The following is a 25,168-nucleotide window of genomic DNA, read 5'->3' on the forward strand; positions in this document are numbered from 1 at the left end:
TCCGCCAGGCGCTCCCGCGCTGCCGGGGCCGGAGGCCCCAGGCATCCCGGCGCCGCTCGATCCACCGGGCATCCCGCCTCCGCCGGCGCCGGAGGCGCCAGGCGATCCGGGTGCGCCCATCCCACCCGACCCGCTCACGCCCGGCATGCTCGTCCTCGGGGCCTCGGTGGTCCCGTTCGACTGCGGTTCGCCGGGCATGCCCGGCATCCGGTCGGGATCGGATCCGTGGATCTTGTCCGCTCTCCCGTTGGCCTTTCTCGGCATTGCTCCCCCTCGGTGCACAGGGGCGACGAGCAGGACGGAACCCGCGGTGACGCACCCCGAGTACGCACCGAACGGTCCCGGACCGAGACGCTTCCCAGATCCCCCAGACCCACGCTTCAGCTGAAGACGGACTCTTCCCGTCTTCCCCCACGAACAGGCTGCCCCCAAGCGACTGCTCGCTCTCACCATGCGACGGTACGTCCGTACAGTGCAAGCCCTCAGGCCCAGGCAAACAGATTCACCGCAAACCCAGCAAACGTTGGAGAATTGCTTGAAACCTCAAGGGAGAGGCTCGATGCGCCGAGAACTGTCCGTCCCGTTCGAGACCCGCGGCCAGCGCGGCCTGATCAACGTCCGCGTGCTCGCCAACGACGACCCGTGGGCGTCCGGCCACCAGCTGATCGTGCCGGACCTCGACGCGGAGACGTTCCGCGGCTTCCCGATCTGTACGGCGACCCTGCGGTACCACGGCCAGGGCCTGAACGCGGTGATGGGCTGGATCCAGGTGGTCGCCCGCAGCTTCGACAGCTCCAGCACGGTCGACGCCCTCCCGTACTTCGCCGGCGCCGCCCCCTTCTCGTCGTACGGCCACCTGCCGACGTTCTTCGACGCCCCCGCCAACCCCGACCACCCCGACGGTGTCTGGACGGCGACCACCTTCCTGACCGTCGTCCCCGACGTCCTCCGCACCCGCGAGGTCGTCCCGGTCGCCGCCTTCACCTGGGGCTACCGCCTGGTGGGCGGCCACCCCTCCACCCTCGACCCCGAACGCCGGGACCACACCAACTGGTCCGGCCACCGCGCCGTACTGGAACGCGACTACCCGGAGTGGACCTTCAGCTGAGCTCCAGCTCGAGCGCGACCCGCTGGTCGCTCGCCCGGAAGCCGAGCTTCTGGTTGACCGCGATCATCGGCGCGTTCTCCGGCGCGTTCCAGGTGTGCAGCACCGCCGGGTGCTCCAGCTCCGCCTGCAGCGACCGCAGGTTCGGGATCTTCACCGCGATCCCCAGTCCGTGCCCGCGGTGCTCCGGCCGGACGAACGTGTCGTACTGGTAGAGCCGTTCCGGGCTCTCGCGGTTGCCGCCCATCTGCGTGTACGCCGCCAGCCGGCCGTCGGTGTCCACCGCGACCGTGGTGTGCGTGAAGCGTCCGCGCTCGATCCGCTGGGCCTCGCGGGCGAGCAGCCGCTCGGGCGTCCACTGCTGGATCTCCACCGTGCGCTCGCCGTGCGGCACGTCCCGGCTCATCACCGTGTACGCGTCCGCGAAATCGGCCAGCCACTCCTGCGGCGTGTGGTCCCGCCACTGCAGCAGCTTGTACCCCGGGACCTCCCGCTCGAGCGCGTCGACCACCGCGGCGTCCATCGGAAGCTCGATCACCTGGTGCAGCTCGGTGTGCTTCCGGACGAAGCCGCGCGCCTGCGCGAACGCCGTACCGGAGCCGGCGCCGGTGTCCGGGTCGCCGATCACCGAGGTCGTCAGCAGCGTCCGGCCGTCGGCGCGCACCCGGGCCTTCACCTCGTCGAGCAACCGGGTGGCGACGCCCCGGCGACGGAACCGCGGGTCGACCGCGATCTCGACGTCGACGATGTGGGTGTTCTCGGTCAGCCACCAGTCCAGCCAGGCCATCCCGAGCCAGGTGCCGCCGTCGACGAGGCCGAGGCCGTTCGACCGCTCGTCGGGATCGTCGGCGGTGAACATGGCCCGCGTCTCCTCCTGCCCGAGCCCGACCGGGAACTCCTGCTCGGCCCGCCGGACGTCGTCCCGGACCTTGAAGAACTTCTCGAACACGACCGGGTCGTGCCCGTCCACCTCGACGATCTGCATCCCTCGACCCTAGGTCCCGTACGCCGTCCGTCGCGCGGCAATTTCCCCGGGCGCGAAATGTTCACCGCCGGCGCCGGACATGTACGGCGTGTAGCCCGACGACGAAGGAGCAGCGCGTGCGCAACCGACGATGGACGACCACCCTGCTGGCCACGGCTCTGCTGCTGACGCTGGCGCCGATCAGCCAGGCCTCAGCCGAGCAGCTCGACGAGACCGGCGCCAATCGGACCGTCACCCTGATCACGGGCGACAAGGTCGTCCTCGGAGGTGGCGACCAGTTCTCGGTGATCCGGCCCGCCGGTCGCGAGCAGATCGGTTTCGAGAGCCGCAAGACGCCGGGCTCGTGGACCGTCATCCCGTCCGACGTCCGAGGCGCCGTCGAGTCCGGCCGGCTCGACCGCCGGCTGTTCGACCTCGAACTGCTCCTGCGCGACGGGTACGACGACGCCGCGCGCGCCGACATTCCGCTGATCGTCACGGGCGGCGCGGTGCAGTCCCGGCAGGCGACCAAGGCCCTGAAGTCCGGTACGACGCTGTCGGTGCCGAAGGCAACCGCGGCGAGCTTCCTGAAGGACTTCGGCCGTCAGAGCACCCGGATCGCCGGCACCAAAATCTGGCTCGACGGCAAGCTGCGCCCGTCGCTCGATCACAGCGTCCCGCAGATCGGCGCGCCGGCCGCGTGGCAGGCCGGGTACACCGGCAAGGGCGTCACCGTCGCCGTGCTCGACAGCGGCATCGACGCGACGCATCCGGACCTGAGCGGCCGCGTCGTCGCCGCCAAGAACTTCACCGCCGACCCGGCCGCGGACGCGGTCGGCCACGGGACGCACGTCGCATCGACGATCGCGGGCCGGGGCGCGTACCAGGGCGTGGCCCCCGACGCGAAGTTGCTCGACGGCAAGGTGTGCGACGACTTCGGTGGTTGCGCGGAGTCCGACGTCCTTGCCGGGCTCGAGTGGGCGGTCGCGCAGCAGGCGAAGATCGTCAACCTCAGCCTCGGCGGATCGAGCGCCGAAGGCGGACCGCTGGACCAGGCCGTCGACCGCTGGACCCGCGAGACCGGCACGCTCTTCGTCGTTGCTGCAGGCAACAACGGTCGCGCGGTCGAGTCACCCGGTACGGCGGCCTCGGCGCTCACCGTCGGCGCGGTCGACCGTGACGAGAGCCTGGCGGACTTCTCCGCGCCCGGCCCGGTCAGCGGCGGCGCGATCAAGCCGGACGTGACCGCGCCCGGCGTCGGCATCGTCGCCGCGAGGTCCTCGGCCTCGCACCCGGAGTCGCCGGTCGGCGACAAGTACGCGCGGATGTCCGGTACGTCGATGGCGACGCCGCACGTGGCGGGAGCCGCCGCGCTGCTCGCGCAGCAGCACGCCGGCTGGAAGGCGGCCGAGCTGAAGGCCGCGCTCACCTCGACCGCGCGGGCGAATCCCGCGCTCACGCCGTACAGCAAGGTTCTGGGCGCGTCGATGTCGCGCGGGCGGTCCGGCAGACGGTGGTCGCGACGACGTCGAGCGTCTCGTTCGGTACGGCGCAGTGGCCGCATGCGGACGACCAGCCGGTGAGCAGGACCGTCGGCTTCGAGAACTTCGGCAGCGCGGCCGTGCCCCTGGATCTCGTGGGCTCGCTGAAGAACGGTGCCGCGGCGGGGGTGCTGACGCTGAGCGCCGATCGGCTGACCGTGCCCGCGGGTGGGACGGCGTCGGTACAGGTCACGTCCCACACCATGCACGCCGGACCGGACGGGCTCTACACCGGCAAGCTGACTGCGACGACCGGGAATCAGCAGGTCGCCGTACCGCTGGTCGCGGACAAGGAGGTCGAGAGCTACGACGTCGCTGTCACGGTGCTCGGCACGGATGGCAAGCCGCTCCCGGCCGATCGGGCCTACGTCGGTCTGGTGAACGTCGACACGCTGGAGGCCGGCGATCCCGGTCGGGTTGCCAAGGGCAAGTATGGCCTCGACGTCACGGCGTTCGGAGCGAACGGCGAGCACTACCGGATGGTCCAGCCCGAGCTGACGATCAGCCGCGACAGCAAGCTGTTCGTCGACCTCCGGAAGGCGAAGCCGGTCAAGGTCACCGTGCCCAGGGCAGATGCCGGGACGTTCGTCGTCTTCTTCGGGTACGAGCTGACGAACCGGACCGGCGACAAGGCGCTGACGTTCAACCTCCAGCCCCAGGGAGAGAAGCTCTTCCTGGGCCGGATGGGTCGCCCGGTCTCCGGCGACCGGTTCCAGAGCTTCGTCGCGTCGTACGTCGGGAAGCTCGCCGCGGACGGCACGCTGACGGACACGCCGTACGTCTACGGGCTGGTCGACACCCGGCGCGGCCAGTTCTTCGACGGGCTCCAGCGGCGGATCTTCACCGATCGCCAGCTGGCGCATGTCGTTGCCCGGTACAAGGGCTCGGGGGAGTCCGACTGGGCCTTGGTCGGCCGCCGCCCCGGCGTCGACACGTTGCCGATCGCCGCGTCGGTCAAGCTCCCGGCCACGGTCCACCAGTACCTGGAACCACGCACCGACTGGCAGCAGATGCTCGGCGAGATCCAGAACGAGCCCCGCCAGTACAAGGCCGGTACGACGACGTACGAGACCTTGACGACGCCGTAGCTAGTGGTGAGGTCGCAGGGCCCGGTTGGCGGCGGGTTCGGCGATCTGGGCGCGGAAGGGATGCGCGGGGTAGACGCCGAGCAGGCGGACCTCGACCGAGAAGAAGGCGAGCTCCTCCAGGGCGAGGGCGACGTTCGGGTCCTCGGGGTGGCCCTCGACGTCGGCGTAGAACTGGGTGGCGAAGAACGTGCCGCCGAGCTGGTAGCTCTCCAGCTTGGTCATGTTGACGCCGTTGGTGGCGAAGCCGCCAAGCGCCTTGTACAGCGCGGCCGAGACGTTGCGGACCCGGTAGATGAAGCTGGTGATCACCGGGCCGGAGCCGACCGGCGGGACCTCCGGCTCTCGGGACAGGACCAGGAAGCGGGTCGTGTTGTGGTGCTCGTCCTCGACGTCCGCGGCGAGCACGTCCAGCCCGTACAGGCCGGCCGCGGCCCGCGGCGACAGCGCGGCGACGGTCGGGTCACCGAGCTCTGCGACCTCCCGGGCGGCACCCGCGGTGTCGTCGGCGACGACCGTCGACCAGCCGTGCTCGCGGATGATCTTGCGGCACTGCCCGAGCGCGTGGACGTGGCTGCGCACGGTGGTGATCGAGTCCAGCGTGGCGCCGGGCGCGGCCATCAGCTGGAAGTGGATCGGCAGGAAGTGCTCGCCGATGATGTGCAGCCCGGACTCCGGCAGCAGGTGGTGGATGTCGGCCACCCGCCCGGCGATCGAGTTGTCCACCGGGATCATCGCCAGCCCGGCCCGCCCGGTGCTGACCGCCTCCAGCGCGTCCTCGAACGTCGTGCAGGGCAGCTGCTCGCGCTCGGGGAACATCTCGGTGCACGCCATCGCCGAGTTGGCGCCTGGCTCACCCTGGTAAGCGATCGGTCCGTCCACGACGTCCAGCGTAAACCCCGGCTGTCTCACCCAACGGATCAGGTGTCCGACTTGCGGACCTTCTTCGGGGCGCCGGTGGTGGCCCGGCCCTCGAGCGACTTGGCCTTGGTGGCGTACATGTCGACGTACTCCTGGCCGGACAGCTCCATGATCTTGTACATGATCTCGTCGGTGACCGCGCGCAGGATCAGCCGGTCGCCCTCCATCCCGTCGTACCGGGAGAAGTCGAGCGGCTCGCCGAACTTGACCGTCGGGGAGGCCAGCGAGGCGACCACCTTGCCGGGCGGCGCGACCACGTCGGTGCCGATCACGCCGACCGGGATCACCGGGACCTTGGCCTCCAGCGCCAAACGGGCGACGCCGGTGCGGCCCTTGTAGAGCCGGCCGTCGTGCGAGCGGGTGCCCTCGGGGTAGATGCCGAACAGCTCGCCGCGCTCCAGCACCTTCATCCCGGCCCGGATCGCGCCCTCGGAGGCCGAACCGCCGGAGCGGTCGATCGGGACCTGGCCGGTGCCCTTGAAGAAGCCGCGCTGGAACCGGCCCTTGATGCCGGCGCCGGTGAAGTAGTCGGACTTCGCCACGAACGTGATCCGGCGGCGGACCGCGAGCGGCATGAAGATCCAGTCCGCGTACGACAGGTGGTTGCTGGCGATGATCGCCGCGCCGACGTCCGGGATGTTCTCCGCGCCCTCGACCTTGGGCCGGAAGATCCGCTTGACCGGAGGGCCGAGCACGACGTTCTTCAGGACCCAGTAGATGCCCTTGCCGTCACCGTCGCCAGTGTCCTCGACCTGCTGGTCGCGGTCCGGTTCGGGCCGCGGCGACTGTGCCGGTTGCGTCATCGATGTCCTCTCCTCACGTTCCCCGAGCCCTCATGATGCCGTACGACGCGTGATCGTGCGGTACGACGGCGTCGCCCCGAGTCGTCCCACCCGGTTCCCTCCCGCACGCGCGATGTGCGCGAGCCTCGTTCCTTCTTTCCTCACCCCCCGCAACCCGCGCGAACCTCGTTCCTTCCCTTTCCTAACCTCCGCGGCGCGCGGAAACTGCTGACAGGACGGCCGGCCGGTTCGTAGGCTTCTCACGGCGGGCTCCGGACGAGCCGCACGGGGACGCCCAAGCAGGAGGGGCCGCAGTTGTGAGGACTGGATTCAGCGTGCGCCGGTTGACCGCGGTCGTGGGGGTGGCGGCGGCGGTCTTCGCCGGCCTCCCGCTCGCCGCGTCGGCGTCGGCGTCGGAGAAGACCGATCCGGGGGTGCAGGCGGCCCCCGAGGCGAAGGTGGTGCCGCTGCAGGTGACCGGGCCGGCCGCGTCCCGGTTCAACCTGGTGGTGATGGGCGACGGCTACACCGCCGGCGAGCTGCCGAAGTTCCGGGAGCAGGTCGACAAGCACCTGAACGTCCTGTGGAGCATCGAGCCGTTCAAGTCGTACCGGAACTACCTCAACGTCTACGCGATCGAGATCCCGTCGCCGCAGAGCGGCGTCGACTGCGATCCGAACCTGACCTCGCCGAAGGTCGACACCCCGCTGCAGATGGGCTTCTGGGGCGGCTGCAACGCGGCCAGCGTCCAGCGCCTGCTGACGGTCAGCTCGACCGCCGCCGCGTCGTACGCGGACCTGGTCGCCGGGACCACCTCGGCCAACCGGCAGATCCTTGCCATTGGCAACAGCGACACGTACGGCGGCGCCGGCGGCAGCTACGCGACCGCGTCCGGCGGCAACGCGCTGTCCGCGCTGATCACCCCGCACGAGCTCGGCCACTCGCTCGGCGGGCTGCAGGACGAGTACGACTACTACGCCCGCGGCGAGCGCGGCGCGCCGTACGTCGGCCCGGAGCCCACGTCGATCCACCACACGCTGCTGACCGAGCAGCAGATGCTCGCCGAGCAGAAGAAGTGGTGGCGCTGGCTCGGCGACGACAGCGAGAGCGGCGGCAAGATCGGCCGGTTCGAGGCCGGTCAGTACGCCGGGTCGGGGATCTGGCGGCCGAGCAAGCACTCGATGATGAAGGTGCTCGGCTACTACTTCGACCAGGTCTCCCGGGAGCGGATGACGCAGCGGATCTCGTCCCGCGCGACGCTCTTCCAGGCCAGTACGCCGGCCGGCCCGGTCGCCGGCGACCAGGTCGTGTGGCTGCAGACGCTGCACCCGGCGAGCCACGAGCTCGACGTCACCTGGACCCTCGACGGCACGCCGCTCGAGACCGGCAACGCGCACTCCGTGGACCTCACCGCGCTCGACCTGGCACCCGGTCCGCACACGCTGACCGCGAAGATCGTCGACCCGACCGACTTTGTCCGGGACCCCGCCGTCCGGGCGTCGTCGGCGCTGACCGCGACCCGCACCTGGACAGTTGACACCTCGAAATCTGTAGTTGCTTCCTCAGTTGGTCACACCTTTACGACCTCGACTGCAACGGATCACCCGGTCAACGCCGACGAGGTCGTCTACGTCGAGACCACCCAGTCCGACACCGACCAGCCGGGCGTCAGCTGGACGCTCGACGGCGCCGACGTACCGAATCCGGGCAACGACCGCGACTTCGACCTGTCCCCGCTGAACCTGACCGGCCGGCACACGCTGACCGCGACGGTCGGCACGTCCACGCTCAGCTGGACCGTCGACGGCGTCCAGGCCGAGGTCACCTCGACGCTGTCCAAGCCGCTGCTGACGGTGCGGAAGCCGACCGGCCCGGAGTACGTCTACAACGACGCGTTCACGATGAAACTGGCCGCGACCGACGACAGCCCGGGGTACGTCGTACCGGAGTTCCGCGTCGACGGCGACGGTTGGTACAACTACTACGGCTGGCCGACCGACGCCGACGCGCCGTTCAAGTTCACCGCCGAAGGCACCGAGATCGACCAGCTGGTCTACGGCAAGCTCGGCGTCCCGCGGGTGGTGCCGTGGGACGACGTCCCGTCCGGCTACGGGCGGCACCAGGTCGAGTACCGCGCGATCGATGCCTCCGGCAACATCGGCGACGCCCGCCGGTTCGCTGTGACGTTGTTGCGGCCCGCCCCGGCCTGCACGAGCACGATCACCGGCGTACGGAACGGCCCGCTGACGCTGTCGGGCGGCGTGACCTGCTTGACCGGGGCAACGGTCAACGGCCCGGTCACCATCGGCGCCGGCGCGTCGCTGGTGGCCACCGACAGCAAGATCTCGGGGCCGGTCAGCGCGGCGCGGGCGGCCCAGGTCCACCTGCTCCGGACGACGGTCAACGGACCGGTCTCGCTGGAGACGATGACCGGTGCCGCGGTCGTCGTCGGCAGCACGGTCAGCGGTCCGGTCTCGGTGACCGGCGCGCGGACGGCCGAGCCCGTCGTACTGGCCGGGACCACGGTCAACGGCCCGCTCGCCTGCTCCGGCAACGCGGCGGCGCCGAGCAACCTGCAGGCGCCGAACACGGTCGCCGGCCCGCGATCGGGGCAGTGCGCCACCCTTTGACGACAGGTCCGTGGCAGCCCCGCGCCGGCACGTTGCCGGTGCGGGGCTGATCTTCGGTCCAGTTGTTGTGACTGTCCGTCGCGTTGGTTGCTCTCGGTGACGATGTGAGTCTGGGGCTTCGGGCTGTCAGAATGCCGTCGTGGCACCTGTTCAAGCTCCGCCGTCCCAGCAGCTCCCCGCGGTCCAGAAGTTGCGCGTGCGCTTCGCCAAGCGGGGGCGCCTCCGCTTCACCTCGCACCGCGACTTCCAGCGCGCCTTCGAACGCGCGGTCCGGCGCGCGGAGCTGCCGGTGGCGTTCTCGCACGGGTTCAGCCCGCACCCGAAGATCTCGTACGCCGGCGCCGCACCGACCGGCGCGGCGTCCGAAGCGGAGTACTTGGAGATCTCGCTCACACACGAGCGCGAGCCGGACGCCGTACGGGCGGCCCTCGACGAGGCGCTCCCGGCCGGGCTGGACGTGCTCGAGGTGGTGACCGCCGCGGGCGGGTCGCTGGCCGAGCAGTTGGAGGCCAGCGAGTGGGAGATCGCGTTGCCGGGGGTGGATCCGGACGACGCGGCCGCCGCGGTGGAGGGGTTCCTCGCCCGGGAGGAAATCCTGGTCGAGCGCATGACCAAACGGGGGCTTCGCTCGTTCGACTGTCGGGAGGCCGTTCTCCGACTCACCGTCGGTAGTGGACCGGCTTCGGTTGAGACGTGTGCGATACTGCAAGTGGTGTTACGGCACGGAACCCCGGCCGTGAGACCCGACGACGTTCTCGCCGGCGTGCTCGAAGTAGCGACGCTTCCGGTGACGGGCCCGGCTCTTCTGACCAGGCTCGCCCAGGGCCCGCTCATCGCGGCCTCCGGCACAGTGGACGATCCGCTCGCTCGTGACCGCGACGCCAACCAGGCGACCGCGACCGGCCAGGCGGTAGACCATGAGACGCACCACGCGGAGGGCGACGTCGCCGCTCCGACTGCGCCCTGAAGCGCGGGGGAGCGGGACCCAGCAGGCTTCCGCCGTGCCGGCCACCCGCCGGAAACGGCGAGACCGTGACCGCCCCCTGGGCGCGCCGGACCCGTGACAGGGGTCGCAGGATGCGCCGGAGGGCCTGAGGAGACCCGCACTGCATGCTCGACAACGAGCCGAACACGACTGAGGCCGACGACTCGGCCCCCACCCAGCCGGCCCGTAAGGCCGGCGCGAAGAAGACCGCCGCCAAGAAGACGACGACGGCCAAGACCGCGACCACCCGCAAGCGCACGGTCAAGAAGACCGCCGCGCCCGTCGAGGTGAGCACCCAGTCCGACGCCGAGAGCGCCGACCCGGCCCCCGCGCCGGTGAAGAAGGCCGCCGCCCGCAAGACCGCCGCCAAGGCCCCCGCCAAGAAGGCGGCCGCCAAGCGCACGGTCAAGAAGGCCGCCGCCGCTCCCGTCGAGGACACCCCCGAGGTCCCGGCCGACACCACCGCCGACGGCGGCCCGGTCGTCGAGACCCCGCCCGCGGCGAAGAAGACCACCCGCCGCCGCACCACCAAGAAGACCGCGGCCCCCGAGCCCACCCTGCTCACCCCCGACTCCCCCCTCACCGACGGCCCCGTAGCCGACGCGGAAGAGGACGAGGAGACCCTCGCCGCCGAGGCAGCTGAGGGAACCACCTCGACCGGATCGGGCGACACTGCTCAGGGTCGAACCAGCGCCGCAGCGGCCTCAGCCACAGGCGACGCCTCCGGCGCCGGCCAGGCCTCCGGTACCACCGCCGGGAACACCCAGGCCGGGAACGCCGCCGGGACCGCCCAGGCCGGGAGCACCGCCGCGACCGCCCAGACCAGGACCCGTCGGGGCAGGTCCGCCCGTTCGGGCGAGTCCACCTCTGCCTCTTCGGGCAACGCTGCTTCGGGCACAACCGACGCATCATCGGGCAACGCTGCTTCGGACACAACTGGCGCTGCAGCGGCCTCAGCCACAGGCGACCTGTCCGGCGCCGGCCAGGCCTCCGGTACCACCGCCGAGTCAGCTCCCAAGTCGGTCACCACCACCGGCACCTCGTACGTGACCGTCGGCGGCGGCACCCCGGCACCGGCTGAGGCGCCGGCTGAAGCGCCCGCCGAGGAGCCCACCGAGGAAGCCCCCCAGCGCCGCTCCCGCCGCCGCGCCCCGGTCGCGGCCCCGCTGTTCCAGGCGCCCGTCGAGGTCGCCCCCCAGGCGTCCGCGACCAGCCCGGTCGAGGCCACGCCGGAGACCGAGACGACCCCGCGCAAGCGCACCCGCAGCCGCCGCGGCGCGGCCGAGGTCGACGTACAGACCGACGAGCAGCAGACCGACGTACCGGCCGACAGCGCCGCGGAGACCGAGGAGCAGCCGACCACGCGTCGCCGCCGCTCCCGCCGCGGCAAGGACGCCGAGGAGCTCGCCGCCGAGCGCGCCGAGCCCGTGCTCGAGGCGGCCGAGGAGATCGCCGAGGACAGCGCTGACGACGACGGTGACGAGGAGGGCGAGGGCACCCGCCGTCGCCGCCGCCGTCGCGGAGGCCGTCGCCGCCGCAAGTCGGGCGAGGGCGCGGACGACAACGCCGACGACTCCTCCGACGAGGACGACACCGACGACGAGCAGTCCGCCGAGGCCGACGCCGAGGACGACAGCGAGCAGTCCGAGGACGAGGGCGCCGGCAGCTCGACGCGCCGTCGCCGTCGCCGTCGTCGCCGCAAGGGCGAAGAGGGCAACGGCGCCGCCGACGACCCGGACGAGACCGTCGTACGGGTCCGTGAGCCGCGCAGCAAGAACACCGTGAACGAGATCACCGCGGTCGAGGGCTCGACCCGCCTGGAGGCGAAGAAGCAGCGCCGCCGCGAGGGGCGCGCCGCCGGCCGTCGCCGCGCGCCGATCGTCAGCGAGGCCGAGTTCCTGGCCCGCCGTGAGTCGGTCGAGCGGGCGATGGTGATCCGCGCCCGCGGCGACCTGACCCAGATCGCCGTGTCCGAGGACAACGTCCTGGTCGAGCACTACGTCGCCCAGGAGGAGCAGGTCTCGCTGATCGGCAACGTGTACCTCGGCCGGGTGCAGAACGTGCTGCCCAGCATGGAGGCCGCGTTCATCGACATCGGCAAGGGCCGCAACGCTGTCCTGTACGCCGGTGAGGTCGACTGGGCCACGCTCGGCGGCGGCAACGGCCCGCGCAAGATCGAGTCGGTGCTGAAGTCCGGCCAGGCGGTCCTGGTCCAGGTGACCAAGGACCCGATCGGCCACAAGGGCGCCCGGCTGACCAACCAGATCAGCCTGCCCGGCCGGTACGTCGTGTACGTGCCGCGCGGTGGCAACGGCGGGATCAGCCGCAAGCTGCCCGACACCGAGCGGAACCGGCTCAAGACCATCCTCAAGGACATCGTCCCGGACGAGGCGGGCGTGATCGTGCGCACCGCGGCCGAGGGGGCGACCGAGGAGGAGTTGACCGCCGACGTCAGCCGCCTGCAGGCGTACTGGACCGAGATCGACAAGCTGTCGAAGTCGGGTCAGGCGCCGCAGCTGCTGCACGGCGAGCCGGACCTGCTGATCCGCGTCGTCCGCGACCTGTTCACCGAGGACTTCACCAAGCTGGTGATCTCCGGTGACGACGCCTTCGACCAGGTCAGCGAGTACGTCTCGTCGGTCGCGCCGCACCTGGCCGACCGGGTCGAGAAGTGGACCGGCGACAACGACGTGTTCGCGAACTTCCGGATCGACGAGCAGATCAAGAAGGCGCTGGACCGCAAGGTCTGGCTGCCGTCGGGTGGTTCGCTGATCATCGACCGGACCGAGGCGATGACCGTCGTCGACGTCAACACCGGCAAGTTCACCGGCTCCGGGGGCAACCTCGAGGAGACGGTCACCAAGAACAACCTGGAAGCGGCCGAGGAGATCGTCCGCCAGCTGCGGCTGCGCGACATCGGCGGCATCATCGTGATCGACTTCATCGACATGGTGCTGGAGTCCAACCGCGACCTCGTACTGCGCCGCCTGGTGGAGTGCCTGGGCCGGGACCGGACCAAGCACCAGGTCGCCGAGGTGACCTCACTGGGCCTGGTCCAGATGACCCGCAAGCGGATCGGCACCGGGCTGCTCGAGGCGTTCAGCGAGAACTGCGACCACTGCGGTGGGCGCGGCCTGATCCTGCACGACGAGCCGAAGGAGTCCCGCCGCGGCGGCGGCCGGCAGCCGGAGCAGAAGAACGGCCACGACCACGCCAAGGCCTCCTCCTCCTCCTCCTCCGACGGCGAGGGCCGCAAGAGCTCACGCCGCAACCGGGGCAAGGGCCGGCGCGACGACGAGCAGACCGAGACCGCCGAGGCGCCGCACAACGGCGACGCGGCGCAGCGCCTGGCCCAGATCGCCGCCGCCTCGGCAGCGGCGAACGGGCACGGCGACGAGGCTCCGGCCTCGGGCTCCGACTCCGACTCGAGCGCGGCCGCTGACTCGGGCTCCGAGGAGCGCGTGAGCGCCGTACAGGACGCTGCTGCGGAGGCCCCGGCCGACGCTTCGGAGTCCTCGGAGAACGGTTCCACCCGGAGCCGTCGCCGGCGCAGCAGCCGGAGCCGGTCGAAGACGGCCGATTCCGACGCGGACAGCGCTCCGGAGCTGGTCACGACCGCTCCCTGACCCGTTTTGAAGTTTGCGACGCCCGCGTAGTAAACTTCCCATTCGGCGCGCATCCTGCGTGCCTCCTTTGTGTGGGCCCCGGTGTGTTAGTGAGTCACCACCGGGCCTGGTAAGTCTTCCGAACAAACAGAGAGTGAGATCCACGGTGTACGCGATCGTGCGCAGTGGCGGCACCCAGCAGAAGGTCGCCGTCGGCGATGTCATCGAGATCGACAGCCTGACGGACCAGGTCGGCGACACGGTTTCGCTGCCCGCAGTCCTCGTCGTCGATGGCGACACCGTGACGACCGATGCCGCCGCTTTGTCCAAGGTGGCCGTGTCGGCCGAGGTGCTGGGCCGCAGCAAGGGCCCGAAGATCACCATCCTCAAGTACAAGAACAAGACCGGTTACCGCAAGCGCCAGGGGCACCGTCAGCACTACACCCAGGTCAAGGTCACCGCGATCGACGCGAAGAAGAAGTGAGCTGATCAGCAATGGCACACAAGAAGGGCGCGGCGTCCACCCGTAACGGGCGCGACTCGAACGCGCAGCGGCTCGGCGTCAAGCGGTACGGCGGCCAGCTGGTCAACGCCGGCGAGATCATCGTCCGGCAGCGCGGCACGCACTTCCACCCGGGCTCGCTGGTCGGCCGGGGTGGCGACGACACGCTGTTCGCGCTGGCCGAGGGGCGGGTCGAGTTCGGCACCCGTCGTGGCCGTCGCGTCGTCAACATCGTCCCGGCCCCGGCGGAGTAACACCGCCACCCGGCACGTTTGCAAGCTCTGAGAAGGGCGGGTCGCGGAATACCGCGGCCCGTCCTTTTCGCTGTTCCAGGAGAACCCTCTCCGAACCCTGCAGGAAGTAGAGAACACCGATGGCGATTCCCAGCTTTGTCGACCGGGTCACGGTGCACGTCACCGGTGGCAACGGCGGAAACGGCTGCGCCTCGGTGCACCGGGAGAAGTTCAAGCCGCTCGGCGGCCCGGACGGCGGCAACGGCGGTGACGGCGGCAGCATCATCCTGCGCGTCGACCCCGACCTGACCACGCTGGTCGACTACCACCGCTCCAGCCACCGCTCGGCGACGAACGGTGCTCAGGGCAAGGGCGACCACCAGGCGGGCAGCAAGGGCGGCGACGTCGTCCTGCCGGTCCCGGACGGCACCGTGATCAGTACGCCGGAGGGCGAGGTCCTCGCCGACCTGGTCGGCCCCGGCGCGGAGTTCGTCGCGGCCGCCGGCGGCAAGGGCGGCCTGGGCAACGCGGCGCTGGCCAGCTCGGCCCGCAAGGCGCCCGGTTTCGCGCTGCTCGGCGAGGACGGCGAGGAGCGCACGATCGTCCTCGAGCTCAAGGTCGTCGCCGACGTCGGTCTGGTCGGCTTCCCGAGCGCGGGCAAGTCGTCGCTGGTCGCCTCGATCAGCCGCGCCCGGCCGAAGATCGCCGACTACCCGTTCACCACCCTGATCCCGAACCTCGGGGTCGTCGTCGCAGGCGAGACCACGTTCACCGTGGCCGACGTACCGGGCCTGATCGAAGGCGCCAGCGAGGGCCGCGGACTCGGGCACGACTTCCTGCGCCACGTCGAGCGCTGCGCCGCGCTGATCCATGTGATCGACTGCGCGACGTACGAGCCGGGCCGGGACCCGCTGAGCGACCTCGACACGATCGAGGCCGAGCTGACCGCGCACGGCGGGCTCGAGGACCGGCCGCGGCTGGTCGCGCTGAACAAGGTCGACGTCCCGGACGCCCGCGAGATCGCCGAGATGGTGACCGCGGAGCTGGAGGAGCGCGGGATGAAGGTGTTCTCGATCTCGACCGCCAGCCACGAGGGCCTGGACGCGCTGAAGTTCGCGATGGCCGAGATCGTGAACAAGCGGCGGGCCGAGACCGCCAAGCCCGACACCACCCGGATCATCATCCGGCCGCAGGCGACCGGTGGGGTCGAGTTCAAGGTGAAGAAGATGCCCGACGGCACCTGGCTGGTGCAGGGCGACAAGCCCGAGCGCTGGGTCCGGCAGACCGACTTCACCAACGCCGAAGCAACCGGGTACCTGGCCGACCGGCTGAACCGGCTCGGCGTCGAGAAGGAGCTGCTCGAGCGGGGCGCGATGGCCGGCGACGCCGTGATGATCGGCGACGGCCCGAACGCGGTCGTGTTCGACTTCGCGCCCGACGTACAGGCCGGTGCGGAGCTGCTGTCGCGGCGTGGCGAGGACCACCGCCTCGAGGAGGACCGTCCGGCCGCGCAGCGCAAGAAGGCCAAGGACGAGATGTACCACGCTCGCCGTTCCGGCGAGATCGAGCCGTCGCCGGACCTGTCGGAGTACGGCGCGGGCTGGACCGAGGACGAGGTCGACCTGTCCCCGGCCGAGGCGAAGGCGGCCCAGAAGGCCGCCGAGCGCCTGGCCCGCAAGCAGGCCCGCGAGCTGGAGGCCGAGCAGGAACTGCAGGCCGAGCTCGCGTACGCCGCCGGTCAGGACATCGACATCGAGGCGGAAGACCGCAAGTAGTTGCCCTCGGCCCGCAACGACGCGGGCCGTAGGCAACTTCATCCCTGGTGGGAGAACTGATGAAACGCCGCGCGGAGGTCGTTCAGGCCGCCCGAATCGTCGTGAAGGTCGGGTCGTCGTCACTGACCCAGCGGGGCCGGATCGATCTCGACCGGCTCCGCCTGCTCGTCGACGCCCTCGCCGCCCGGCGCGTCGAGGGCACGGAGGTCGTCCTGGTCTCCTCCGGCGCGATCGCCGCCGGACTCGCACCGATGGGCCTGCGCTCACGCCCGCGCGACCTGGCCACGCAGCAGGCCGCGGCGTCGGTCGGTCAGGGCTTGCTGATGGCCCGCTACAGCGACGCCTTCGCCGCGCATGGGCTGCGCGTCGGCCAGGTCCTGCTCACGGTCGACGACGTGACCCGCCGCTCGCACTACCGCAACGCGTACCGCACCTTCGCCCGCCTGCTGGAGCTCGGCGTTGTCCCGATCGTCAACGAGAACGACACCGTCGCCACCACCGAGATCCGCTTCGGCGACAACGACCGTTTGGCCGCGCTGACCAGCCACCTGGTCCACACGGACCTGTTGGTCCTGCTCTCCGACGTCGACGGCCTGTACGACGGCGACCCCCGCAAGCCCGGCACGGTGATGCTCTCGGACGTCCGCGGCCCCGAGGACCTGAAGTCTCTCCAGATCGGCCGGACCGGTTCGTCCGGAGTAGGCACCGGCGGCATGCAGACCAAGGTCGAAGCCGCCGCAATCGCCACCGCAGCAGGCATCCCCGTAGTACTGACCTCCGCCGGCCGAGTCGGCGAGGCGCTGCGGGGTGATCCGGTAGGCACCCTCTTCCACCCCACAGGCCGCCGCCAGAAGACCCGCCTCCTGTGGCTCCAGCACGCAACCTCCGGCCAGGGCCGCCTCCAGTTGGACGAGGGCGCCGTCCGAGCGGTGACCGAACGCCGTACGTCGCTCCTCCCCGCCGGAATCCTCACGGTAGAAGGCACTTTCTCAGCCGGCGACCCGGTAGACCTGGTCTCCCCATCAGGCATCGTCATCGCCCGAGGCCTGGTCAACTACGACGCCACCGAACTGCCCGACCTCCTGGGCCGCTCCACCCGGGACTTGGCGAAAGAGCTGGGCGCGGCGTACGAGCGAGAAGTAGTCCACCGAGACGACCTCGTCCTGCTCTGACGAACAGTTGTGGACTTTGGCTGACGTCGAGGTGGGTCAGCCGTGCCGTGCCGACGCGGGTGCGGTGGTACGGCCCCCTGGGTGACACTGGGGAACGTGAAGGCCAACGACGAACTGGCTCGGGTGTGCGACGAGGCGTTGCGGGCGAAGGGTGAGCTGATTGCCGCCGCCAAGGCGGACACCGTTGGACGGCTCGACGAGACTCCTTGGCAGACAGCCGAGTTGGTGCAGCGGTTGCAGGCCAGCGATGCCACTCCGCAGACCTTGGAGTCGCTTCGGGCCACGATCGAGGAACTCTGCTGTCAGTACAACCGCAGGGATGCGTTGGAGCTACGGCGGGAGGCTCACGCGTGGCTGCAACATGTCGGCAGCCTTCTGCGGCGGCCGGTCGGGTTGAAGGCCCATCAGGATCTGCTGGTCGCCGGCGGCTGGCTCGCGCTCCTCGCGGGCTGTGTGGAGTACGACCTCGGGATGCGTTCGGCGGCGGAGTCCACCCGTACGGCGGCGATGCAGCTCGGCCTCGAGGCAGGGCATCCGGAGATTGCCGGTTGGGGCCACGAGATGACGGCCTGGTTCGCGCTGACGCAGGGGAGGTACCGGCAGGCGGCTGAGGCTGCCAGGAGCGGGCAGGCTGTCGCGCAGAGCAGCAGTGTGCACGTCCAGCTGATCGCGCAGGAGGCGAAGGCGCGGGCGCGAATGGGCGAGAGCGGCCTGCACCATCTGCTCGAGGTCGGCCGCGAACTGCTCGACCACCTGCCGTACCCGGACCGCCCGGACAACCACTTCAAGATCGACCCGGCCAAGTGGGACTACTACGCGATGGACGTTCACCGGATGGCCGGGGACAACGACTTGGCGAAGGAGTACGCCGACGCCGTCATCCGCGACAACGTCACGCCGGGCGGAACCGAGCTGAGTCCGATGCGGGTTTCCGAGTGCCGGCTGACGCTCGGGTTCCTGGCGGGTCGCGAGGGTGATCTCGAGCAGGCTGTGGAGTGGGGGAAGACCGGCTTGAGGGGTGGCCGGCAGAGTCGGCTTCACCTGCAGATGATTGCGGGGGAGTTGGGGCGCGAGCTGCGTCACGATTATCCCGGTGAAGGGCTGGTCGGCGAGTTCGAGGACCTGCTGCACGGCTTCTAGCCGGTTGTGTGTGGCCGCGGATGCGAGGATCCCGGTATGACGGATGGACGGATGAAGCACGGTCGGCGGTGGGCGGTCGGCGTACTGGTGCTGGGGCTGGGGTTCATCACCTGGCTGCTTGCCTTCGGGTCGACGCACCACTATCGCGACGACAGTTCGGACCGCTACGCCTGCACTGCCGTGCTCGGCCCGGTGCGGAACGGGTCGGACTATCCGGGCTACTACGACTCCATCCACGACCGCATCGACAAGATCGACTTCGAGGACGATCTGCGTCTTCGCGATGACCATGCCGAACTCACGGCAGCCTGTGACCGGCAGCGGCAGCGCCGGATCGGGCTGAGCGTGCTGCTTCTGGTGCCGACGGCGATGGCCGGCAGTTACCTGCTGACGGCAGCGGGTCGTCGTACGCCGGTCAAGGCGTAGCGCCGGCCACACCTCGCGTACCAAGCAGCAGTCGATCGGTTGCGTGCTTAGGATTGCCGGCGTGAAGGGGATTGCCTGGGGGTTGCTGGCGGCGTGGGTGATTGACGACGCCGAGGAGCTTGCGACGATGGCCGGCTGGTCGCGGGAGGCGCCGGGGCAGGTGCGGGCGGTGCTGCCCGGCGTACCGGATCGTGTGGTGGAGCAGTTGCCGATGTCGAGCCGGGAGGCCGCGACGGCGATCGGGCTGACCGGGGTGGTGATGGCGGCCGCGTCGGCGGCCGGGGCTCGGTCCGGTGGGCGGAGTGCGTTCTTCCAGGCGGCGCTGACCGGATTCGGGGCGCACGGCGTGACGCATCTGGCGCAGTCGGCCGCGCTCCGGCGGTACACGCCGGGACTGGTGACGACGCCGCTCGTCGTCCTCCCGTTCAGCCTGTGGGCCTGGCGCCGCCTTCGCGCGTACGGCGTACCGGCGGCCGCGCCGGACCGGCGCCTCACCTTGGCGCTGGCCGCCGTGGTGCCGTTGTCGCACGCGATCGCGCGGCTGCCGCGCTTGCGGCGTACGCGGTGATCTTTCTCGTTCGGCATGGTGAGCCGGGGCTGCCGCAGATCGACGCGGAGGGGTGGTTCGGGCCCGCCCGGGATTGGGCGCCGCTGACGGCTGCGGGTGTTGAGCAGGCCAAGCAGGTCGGGCGCGAGCTCCGGGGTGCGGGGGCGATGCGGATCGTGGCGTCCCCGATGACTCGGGCGTTGCAGACGGCGAGTCTGATCGCCGCGGAGACCGCGCTGCCGTTGACGGCTGTCGAGTTCGACCTGCGGGAGTGGTTGCCGGACTCGACGTTGTCGTGGCGCGGGCTCGAGGACGTTCAGGCGCTCGCCAAGGACTTCGAGGCGTGCGGCGGCGAGTGGCCGCCGGGGGAGACGCGGTTGTGGGAGCCGTTGTCCGCCGTACGGGAGCGGGCGTTGAATGCGCTGCGGCGGCAGGCTGCCGGCTCCGAGTCGTTCGTCGCGGTGTGCCATGCGACCGTGATCCGGGCCTTGACCGGGCACATCCACACGGACTTCTGTGGGATTCGGGTGCTGGACGGGGTGTGAGACGGGTGCGCACCGTCGGGGGCCTGCGGCCTACGATGACGGGATGAGCGAGATCATCCAGCTGTGCCGGCAGGCGCGGGAGGCTTCGTACTCGTTGGCGGCGGCTTCGCGGGCGACGAAGGACGCGGCGTTGCACGCGATGGCGGCGGCACTGCGGGCGAACACCGAGCGGATCGTGACGGCCAACGCGAAGGACGTCGCGGCGGCGCGCGAGGCCGGTACGGCGGAGTCGACGGTTGACCGGCTGGCGCTGGACCCGGGGCGCGTGGACGCGATGGCCGCGGGGCTGGAGCAGTTGGCCGGGCTGGTGGACCCGGTGGGCGAGGTCGTCCGCGGGTACAACCTGCCGAACGGGCTGGAGCTCAAGCAGGTCCGGGTGCCGTTCGGCGTCGTCGGGATCATCTACGAGGCGCGCCCGAACGTGACCGCCGACGCGGCGGGGATCTGCCTCAAGTCGGGCAACGCGGTGCTGCTGCGCGGGTCGTCCTCGGCGGCGTCGTCGAACGAGGAGATCATCGCCGTACTGCGTGATGCCGTCGTCGAGGCCGGCCTGCCGGCCGACGTGATCCAGGGCGTGCCGGGGGACCGCGCCGCGGTCAAGGAACTGATGCAGGCGCGCGGGCTGGTCGACGTACTGATTCCGCGCGGTGGTGCGGGGCTGATCCAGACCGTGGTCACCGAGTCGACCGTGCCGGTGATCGAGACCGGCGTCGGCAACTGCCACGTGTACGTCGACGCGGACGCGGATCTCGACCTCGCACTGACGATCCTGATGAACGCGAAGACGCAGCGCCCGAGCGTGTGCAACGCGGCGGAGTCGCTGCTGGTGCACGCGTCCGTCGCCGACGCGTTCCTGGCGAAGGCCTTGCCGGCGCTCGCCGAGGCCGGGGTCACAGTGCACGGCGATCCGAAGGTGGTTGCTGCGGGCAAGGACATCCAGGCGGCCACGGACGAGGACTACGCGGCGGAGTACCACGGCCTGGAGCTGTCGGCCGCCGTCGTCGACTCGCTGGAGGCCGCGGTCGAGCACATCCGCAAGTACAGCTCGAGCCACACCGACGCGATCATCACCAGGTCGCAGGCGGCGTCGCGGCGCTTCGTGCAGGCGGTCGACTCGGCGGCGGTGGTCGTGAACGCGAGCACCCGGTTCACCGACGGCGGCGAGTACGGCTTCGGCGCGGAGATCGGGATCTCCACCCAGAAGCTGCACGCCCGCGGGCCGATGGGCTTGCCGGAGATGACGTCGACCAAGTACGTCGTCATCGGCGAGGGCCAGATCAGGACCTGAGCTGCTCTGGGTCGCGGGGCCAACTCACCACCACGCGCCTCCGCCCCGACCGCGAGCCGGAGCCGACCGAGGGCAACCCGGCGACGATTTGTCCCCCGGATCGGCCCCGTGCCGGCCTGCGCCAGTAGGCCGACGCCCACCACTGATCAACCGTGCTGCGCCGGGTGCGGCTGAGCGTGGAGCGCGCGCCGAGGACAGGGTTGGTCAGTGCTGGGCGTCGGTCTGCCCGGGTGGTCGCGCGCGGTGGACCCCGGCACCGACGCCCACCACCGTCCAACCTGCTCCGGCGGGCGCGGCTGAGCGCGGAGCTTGCATCGATGACGGGTTGGACGGTGGTGGGCGTCGACACCGCACGACTGGGACCTGCACGCCGGCCCGCCATGGATCCGGAGCCGGTTCGGCGGCGTGGGCGGATCTCCACCACTCACCAACCCCGCTTCGGCAGGGTGGTCCCAGCCTGGGAAGGGTGCTGGAAGGGTGGTTGGTGAGTGCTGGGCGTCCGCGCACTGCGGTGGATCAAAGCAGCTCGGCGGCGTCCCTCAGGCTGACCTCGATCGGCGCGGCGGTGAGCGCGGCCAGGGCGGCTTTGTGGTTGGGGGCTGAGTCGACGTCGACCAGTTGGATCGGGTCCGGGTGGTCCGGCCAGACGGCGACCGCGGCGGGCTGGTCGGGTGGGGTGACGACGAGCTTGGTGAGGTCGGCGCGGATGCCTTCGGCGGTGGCTTTGACGACGGCTTCCTTGCGGGTCCAGTACGTGGTGAACGCGGCTGCGCGGTCAGCGGGCGGGCGGCGTACGAGGTCGTCGGTCTCCGCCGGGGCGAGGCTGACTCGGGCCAGGGCGAGGGCGTCCACGGCGGGGTTGACGAGCTCGACGTCGAGGCCGATCGGGATGCTGGGGTGGAAGGCCACGCCGACCAGGTCGCCGGAGTGGGTGATCGAGAGCTCGGCGCCCTCGGCGCGGACCTTGCCGTGCGGGCGGCCGCAGTCGTCGCAGCGGCGGTCGAGCCGGATGCTTGCTGCGGGCAACTGACTCCGGGAAGCGAGCAGGCGGCGGACGATCGTGCAGCCGAGCAGGAAGCGGTCCTGGTCCTCCTGACGCTTGTACGCCGCCAGCCGCTCGCGCTCCGCCGCATCGAAATCGGCAATCCAGTCCGGAGCAACGCGTTGGGTGCTGAGCCGAGCCCACCAGATCTCGATCACGCCGTGCTCAGCGCCCAGCTGACCGCGTCCGGGATGTCGGTGACCGGGTAGCGCACCGCGCGGATCTCACGATCGGCGCCGACGACGAGGACGAAGCGTTTGAGGCGCTCCAAACCGCCGGAGCGGAACGTCGGCAGCCGCAGCGCCGCGGTCAGGGCGAGATCCGTGTCGGAGAGCAGCGGCTGCGCGATCTGCTCCAGTTCGGCGAACGCGGACTGCTCGTCGGGGCGTTGCGTACTGACGCCGTGGACGGCGACGCCGGCGGCGCGGAAGTCGTCGTACCGCTCGGTGAAGAGCTTGTTCTCCAGCGTGCAGCCGTGCGCACCGGCGATCGTCGGCCATTCGTCGGGCAGTGGCGTCGGGCGACCGGTTGCGGGGAAGCCGAAGAGGACTGTTGACCTGGCTTCTGCGGAGACGACATCCGCCGTACCGCCGCTGGTTGCTGGCAGCAACAACCCGTCAGGAATCCGGCGCCCGACCAGCTCGTGCACACGCTGGGCCGGGGCCTCGCCGGCCGAGTTGGTGCCGGTGAGTTCGCCGTCGCCGAGGACCCAACGGTCGCCCCAGTCCTGCAGGGCGACCAACACCGGCAGCAGGGCTTGGCCGCGCGGGGTCAAGCGATAGCTGTACCGGGTCGGACGTTCCTGATACGCCGTACGCTCAACGACCCCGCTGTCCATCAGCCCGACCAGCCGCTCGGTCAGCACCTTGCGCGAGATGTGCAGCGAGTCGGCGAGCAGGTCGAAGCGGTCCAGCCCACGGGCTAGGTCGCGCACGATCAGCAGCTCCCACGGGTCGCCGACGACCGCGAGCGACTGCGCCACCGCGCAGTCCGGATCAGGTGAGAAGCTGCTCCGTCGCACGTCGTCCTCCCTCGCCTCGGCCGCGCGAATCCTGTTGCGTCCAACTTAGTCGGCCTAGTAGGTTCCCGCCAGGAACTCACACCAACGGGGGAGAGCAGCGATGGCGGCGTACTGGCAACGAATCGCCGGCCTCCCCGGCTGGCTCAAAGCCGTGATGGTCGGCCAGCTGGTCAGTTCCGCCGGCGCCCTGGCCTGGATCTACCTGACCCTCTACCTCGTCGACGACCGCGGGATGAGCGCCCAGCAGGCCGGCTTCGCCGCAGCGGCGTACGGCGTGGGCCTGCTCGGCGGCAATCTCGGCGGCGGCTGGGTCGGCGACCGATTCGGTCTCCGTACGGCGGCGATCGGCAGTCAACTGACCTGGGCGGCTGCCTGCCTGGCGATGCCGGTCGTCCCCAACAGCGCCCTGGCCGTCACAGCCATCATCGCCGGCCTCTGCGGGGGAGCGAGTCGCCCCAACCTCAGTGCCCTCGTCGCAACGGCGATGCCGGCCGACCGGCGCCGAGAGGGGATCGCCCTGTCGCGGACCGCCAGCAACGCCGGTTTTACCATCGGCCCGCCGCTGGGCGGCCTGCTGGCGGCGTACGACTTCTCGCTGGTCTTCGTGGTCGACGCGGTGAGCAGTCTGGTTCTGGCGGGCGTGGTCTGGCGCTGGGTCCCGCCGGCGACTCGAATCCTCGCCAAGCAGGCCCACGGCGTCTGGCGAGCGCTCCGCAACGACAAGCCGACCCTCGTGCTGCTCGCTGCGGTCGTCGTGGTCGACACCGCGTACCGGCAGCTCTTCGCGACCATGCCCCTGCTGCTGCGCGACGCCGGCTCACCAGCGGTCGCGTATGGCGTACTGATCGGGTTGAGCTCGGTAGTGATCGTCCTGCTCGAAGCACCCCTGGCAGTGCGGCTGGCAGGTCACCAGGCTCGCCGGGTGATCGCAGCGGGCTTCCTGCTCGTCGGACTGGGCCTGGCGGTGCTGGGAGTGTGGCCGGCGCTCGTGGGCGCGGCTGTGGCGGTTGCGGTGATCACCGCGGGGGAGATGCTCTACAAGCCGACTGCGACGGCCCATGTGGCCGACGCTGCGCCGGAGGGGATGGTCGGTCGCTACAGCAGCCTGTACGCGGCTGCGTCGATCAGCGGGATGTTCCTGGCGCCGGCACTCGGCGGTACGGCGTACGAGCATGTGCCGGCGCTCCTGTACCCGGCGGCCGCCGTACTGGCTCTGGCGGCGGCCGCAGCCGTCACTGCGGCAGGGGAGCGGGCCGTGCTTCCCAGCGAGTCGACAGGACGACCGTCGTCCGCGTCCTGACCACGCCGTTGACCCGGCGGAGCTGGCCGACGACCGCCTCCAGTTGGGTGACGTCGGCGACGCGCACCTTGACCACCAGCTCCTGGTCGCCGGCGACGAACCAGCAGTCCTCGACCGCCTCGATCTCGCGGACGCCGTCGACGATGTCGTCGGTCTCCACGTCGTCGCGCTGGAACAGCCCGATCAGCGCGCTGGTGCCGAGCCCGACCTGGTCCGGCGCGACCACCGCGCGGTAGCCGAGCAGGACGCCACGCTCCTCGAGCCGCTTCACCCGTTCCTGGACGCTCGGCCCCGACAGGCCGACGACCCGGCCGAGCTCGGCCCAGCTGGACCGCCCGTTGGTCCGCAGCGCCTCGACCAGCTGTCGATCGATAACGTCCATGAATCCTCCCGTTAACCGCAGATTCGTAGGGAGATCGTCTGATCTGCCTTTAATTCGTTTGTGTTCGACCAGCGTACGACGTACAATTTCAACTAGTCGGGGATGCCCCTCCGACCACATCGCAACCCCGTGAAGGAATCATGATCACCCCCGAAGTCGCCCGTGCCCACATCTACG

Annotated in this window: 22 protein-coding genes; 16 read left to right on the forward strand and 6 right to left on the reverse strand. The window is 70.7% G+C overall.

Annotation, left to right across the window (positions count from 1 at the left end):
* Positions 1 to 559: 559 nt before the first annotated feature.
* Positions 560 to 1,108, forward strand: a complete 549-nt coding sequence (locus ABD235_RS00635; protein ID WP_344167603.1) for a hypothetical protein — start codon at positions 560 to 562, stop codon at positions 1,106 to 1,108.
* Here the strand turns inward: ABD235_RS00635 and ABD235_RS00640 are convergent.
* Entirely contained in the window at positions 1,101 to 2,090 is a 990-nt protein-coding gene (locus ABD235_RS00640; RefSeq protein WP_344167606.1) for a GNAT family N-acetyltransferase, read from the reverse strand. The two genes, ABD235_RS00635 and ABD235_RS00640, sit on opposite strands and share 8 nt — an antisense overlap.
* A 116-nt stretch (positions 2,091 to 2,206) precedes the next feature.
* Between ABD235_RS00640 and ABD235_RS00645 the strand changes: the two genes are divergently transcribed.
* Both ABD235_RS00645 and ABD235_RS00650 read left to right on the forward strand, forming a co-directional pair.
* Positions 2,207 to 3,652 (forward strand): S8 family serine peptidase, encoded by a 1,446-nt coding sequence (locus ABD235_RS00645; RefSeq protein WP_344167609.1) that lies wholly within the window; start codon positions 2,207 to 2,209, stop codon positions 3,650 to 3,652.
* On the forward strand, positions 3,649 to 4,698 hold the full coding sequence (locus tag ABD235_RS00650; protein WP_344167612.1) for a hypothetical protein: 1,050 nt from the start codon (positions 3,649 to 3,651) through the stop codon (positions 4,696 to 4,698). The genes ABD235_RS00645 and ABD235_RS00650 overlap by 4 nt, the downstream gene beginning before the upstream one ends.
* On the opposite strand, the gene ABD235_RS00655 is transcribed toward ABD235_RS00650, so the two are convergent.
* Both ABD235_RS00655 and ABD235_RS00660 read right to left on the reverse strand, forming a co-directional pair.
* A complete protein-coding gene (locus tag ABD235_RS00655) occupies positions 4,699 to 5,577 on the reverse strand; it encodes a prephenate dehydratase (RefSeq protein WP_344167615.1) in 879 nt (292 codons plus the stop codon).
* 38 nt (positions 5,578 to 5,615) lie between these two features.
* Positions 5,616 to 6,419, reverse strand: coding sequence for a lysophospholipid acyltransferase family protein (locus tag ABD235_RS00660; RefSeq protein ID WP_344167618.1), 804 nt, complete (start codon positions 6,417 to 6,419; stop codon positions 5,616 to 5,618).
* 314 nt (positions 6,420 to 6,733) lie between these two features.
* On the opposite strand from ABD235_RS00660, the gene ABD235_RS00665 reads away from it, so the two are divergent.
* From ABD235_RS00665 to ABD235_RS00720, 12 genes are all read left to right on the forward strand, one after another.
* Complete coding sequence (locus tag ABD235_RS00665; protein ID WP_344173616.1) at positions 6,734 to 9,028, forward strand: M64 family metallopeptidase; 2,295 nt, start codon at positions 6,734 to 6,736, stop codon at positions 9,026 to 9,028.
* A gap of 139 nt (positions 9,029 to 9,167) precedes the next feature.
* Positions 9,168 to 9,995: a TIGR03936 family radical SAM-associated protein gene (locus ABD235_RS00670; protein WP_344167621.1), complete on the forward strand. Its 828-nt coding sequence runs from the start codon at positions 9,168 to 9,170 to the stop codon at positions 9,993 to 9,995.
* Positions 9,996 to 10,138: 143 nt separating this feature from the next.
* Positions 10,139 to 13,639 (forward strand): Rne/Rng family ribonuclease, encoded by a 3,501-nt coding sequence (locus ABD235_RS00675; protein ID WP_344167624.1) that lies wholly within the window; start codon positions 10,139 to 10,141, stop codon positions 13,637 to 13,639.
* A gap of 145 nt (positions 13,640 to 13,784) precedes the next feature.
* Positions 13,785 to 14,102 carry a 50S ribosomal protein L21 gene (gene rplU / locus ABD235_RS00680; protein ID WP_344173618.1) on the forward strand — a complete coding sequence of 106 codons (318 nt, stop codon included), beginning with the start codon at positions 13,785 to 13,787 and terminating at the stop codon, positions 14,100 to 14,102.
* Positions 14,103 to 14,113: 11 nt separating this feature from the next.
* Entirely contained in the window at positions 14,114 to 14,374 is a 261-nt protein-coding gene (gene rpmA, locus ABD235_RS00685) for a 50S ribosomal protein L27 (protein WP_344167627.1), read from the forward strand.
* A gap of 119 nt (positions 14,375 to 14,493) precedes the next feature.
* Complete coding sequence (gene obgE / locus ABD235_RS00690) at positions 14,494 to 16,128, forward strand: GTPase ObgE (RefSeq protein ID WP_425553039.1); 1,635 nt, start codon at positions 14,494 to 14,496, stop codon at positions 16,126 to 16,128.
* Positions 16,129 to 16,187: 59 nt separating this feature from the next.
* A complete protein-coding gene (gene proB / locus ABD235_RS00695) occupies positions 16,188 to 17,300 on the forward strand; it encodes a glutamate 5-kinase (RefSeq protein ID WP_344167629.1) in 1,113 nt (370 codons plus the stop codon).
* A 96-nt stretch (positions 17,301 to 17,396) separates the two neighbouring features.
* Positions 17,397 to 18,440, forward strand: a complete 1,044-nt coding sequence (locus tag ABD235_RS00700; RefSeq protein WP_344167631.1) for an NsdA family TPR-like regulatory protein — start codon at positions 17,397 to 17,399, stop codon at positions 18,438 to 18,440.
* Between the two features lie 36 nt (positions 18,441 to 18,476).
* Entirely contained in the window at positions 18,477 to 18,866 is a 390-nt protein-coding gene (locus ABD235_RS00705; protein ID WP_344167634.1) for a hypothetical protein, read from the forward strand.
* 61 nt (positions 18,867 to 18,927) lie between these two features.
* Positions 18,928 to 19,434, forward strand: a complete 507-nt coding sequence (locus ABD235_RS00710; RefSeq protein WP_344167637.1) for an HXXEE domain-containing protein — start codon at positions 18,928 to 18,930, stop codon at positions 19,432 to 19,434.
* On the forward strand, positions 19,431 to 19,958 hold the full coding sequence (locus ABD235_RS00715) for a histidine phosphatase family protein (protein ID WP_344167640.1): 528 nt from the start codon (positions 19,431 to 19,433) through the stop codon (positions 19,956 to 19,958). Before ABD235_RS00710 ends, ABD235_RS00715 begins: the two co-directional genes overlap by 4 nt.
* A gap of 43 nt (positions 19,959 to 20,001) precedes the next feature.
* Positions 20,002 to 21,246, forward strand: coding sequence for a glutamate-5-semialdehyde dehydrogenase (locus tag ABD235_RS00720; RefSeq protein WP_344167643.1), 1,245 nt, complete (start codon positions 20,002 to 20,004; stop codon positions 21,244 to 21,246).
* Positions 21,247 to 21,762: 516 nt separating this feature from the next.
* On the opposite strand, the gene ABD235_RS00725 is transcribed toward ABD235_RS00720, so the two are convergent.
* Both ABD235_RS00725 and ABD235_RS00730 read right to left on the reverse strand, forming a co-directional pair.
* On the reverse strand, positions 21,763 to 22,446 hold the full coding sequence (locus ABD235_RS00725; protein WP_344167646.1) for a 4'-phosphopantetheinyl transferase family protein: 684 nt from the start codon (positions 22,444 to 22,446) through the stop codon (positions 21,763 to 21,765).
* Complete coding sequence (locus ABD235_RS00730; protein WP_344167649.1) at positions 22,443 to 23,309, reverse strand: winged helix-turn-helix transcriptional regulator; 867 nt, start codon at positions 23,307 to 23,309, stop codon at positions 22,443 to 22,445. The genes ABD235_RS00725 and ABD235_RS00730 overlap by 4 nt, the downstream gene beginning before the upstream one ends.
* 100 nt (positions 23,310 to 23,409) lie before the next feature.
* On the opposite strand from ABD235_RS00730, the gene ABD235_RS00735 reads away from it, so the two are divergent.
* Complete coding sequence (locus ABD235_RS00735; protein WP_344167652.1) at positions 23,410 to 24,609, forward strand: MFS transporter; 1,200 nt, start codon at positions 23,410 to 23,412, stop codon at positions 24,607 to 24,609.
* Here ABD235_RS00735 and ABD235_RS00740 read toward each other — a convergent pair.
* The gene (locus ABD235_RS00740) at positions 24,542 to 24,991 is read right to left on the reverse strand and encodes an Lrp/AsnC family transcriptional regulator (RefSeq protein WP_344167655.1); all 450 of its coding nucleotides are present in this window, start codon (positions 24,989 to 24,991) and stop codon (positions 24,542 to 24,544) included. The genes ABD235_RS00735 and ABD235_RS00740 overlap by 68 nt on opposite strands.
* Between the last annotated feature and the right edge of the window lie 177 nt (positions 24,992 to 25,168).

The sequence above is a fragment of the Kribbella lupini genome (assembly GCF_039529595.1).
Taxonomy (GTDB): Bacteria; Actinomycetota; Actinomycetes; order Propionibacteriales; family Kribbellaceae; genus Kribbella; species Kribbella lupini.

Bases quoted from the DNA above. Each gene is read 5' to 3' on its own strand.
- ABD235_RS00635 (WP_344167603.1), top strand. From the start codon at position 560: ATGCGCCGAGAACTGTCCGTCCCGTTCGAGACCCGCGGCCAGCGCGGC.
- ABD235_RS00640 (WP_344167606.1), bottom strand. From the start codon at position 2,090: ATGCAGATCGTCGAGGTGGACGGGCACGACCCGGTCGTGTTCGAGAAG.
- ABD235_RS00660 (WP_344167618.1), bottom strand. From the start codon at position 6,419: ATGACGCAACCGGCACAGTCGCCGCGGCCCGAACCGGACCGCGACCAG.
- ABD235_RS00675 (WP_344167624.1), top strand. From the start codon at position 10,139: ATGCTCGACAACGAGCCGAACACGACTGAGGCCGACGACTCGGCCCCC.
- rpmA (WP_344167627.1), top strand. From the start codon at position 14,114: ATGGCACACAAGAAGGGCGCGGCGTCCACCCGTAACGGGCGCGACTCG.
- obgE (WP_425553039.1), top strand. From the start codon at position 14,494: ATGGCGATTCCCAGCTTTGTCGACCGGGTCACGGTGCACGTCACCGGT.
- proB (WP_344167629.1), top strand. From the start codon at position 16,188: ATGAAACGCCGCGCGGAGGTCGTTCAGGCCGCCCGAATCGTCGTGAAG.
- ABD235_RS00705 (WP_344167634.1), top strand. From the start codon at position 18,477: ATGACGGATGGACGGATGAAGCACGGTCGGCGGTGGGCGGTCGGCGTA.
- ABD235_RS00720 (WP_344167643.1), top strand. From the start codon at position 20,002: ATGAGCGAGATCATCCAGCTGTGCCGGCAGGCGCGGGAGGCTTCGTAC.
- ABD235_RS00735 (WP_344167652.1), top strand. From the start codon at position 23,410: ATGGCGGCGTACTGGCAACGAATCGCCGGCCTCCCCGGCTGGCTCAAA.
- ABD235_RS00740 (WP_344167655.1), bottom strand. From the start codon at position 24,991: ATGGACGTTATCGATCGACAGCTGGTCGAGGCGCTGCGGACCAACGGG.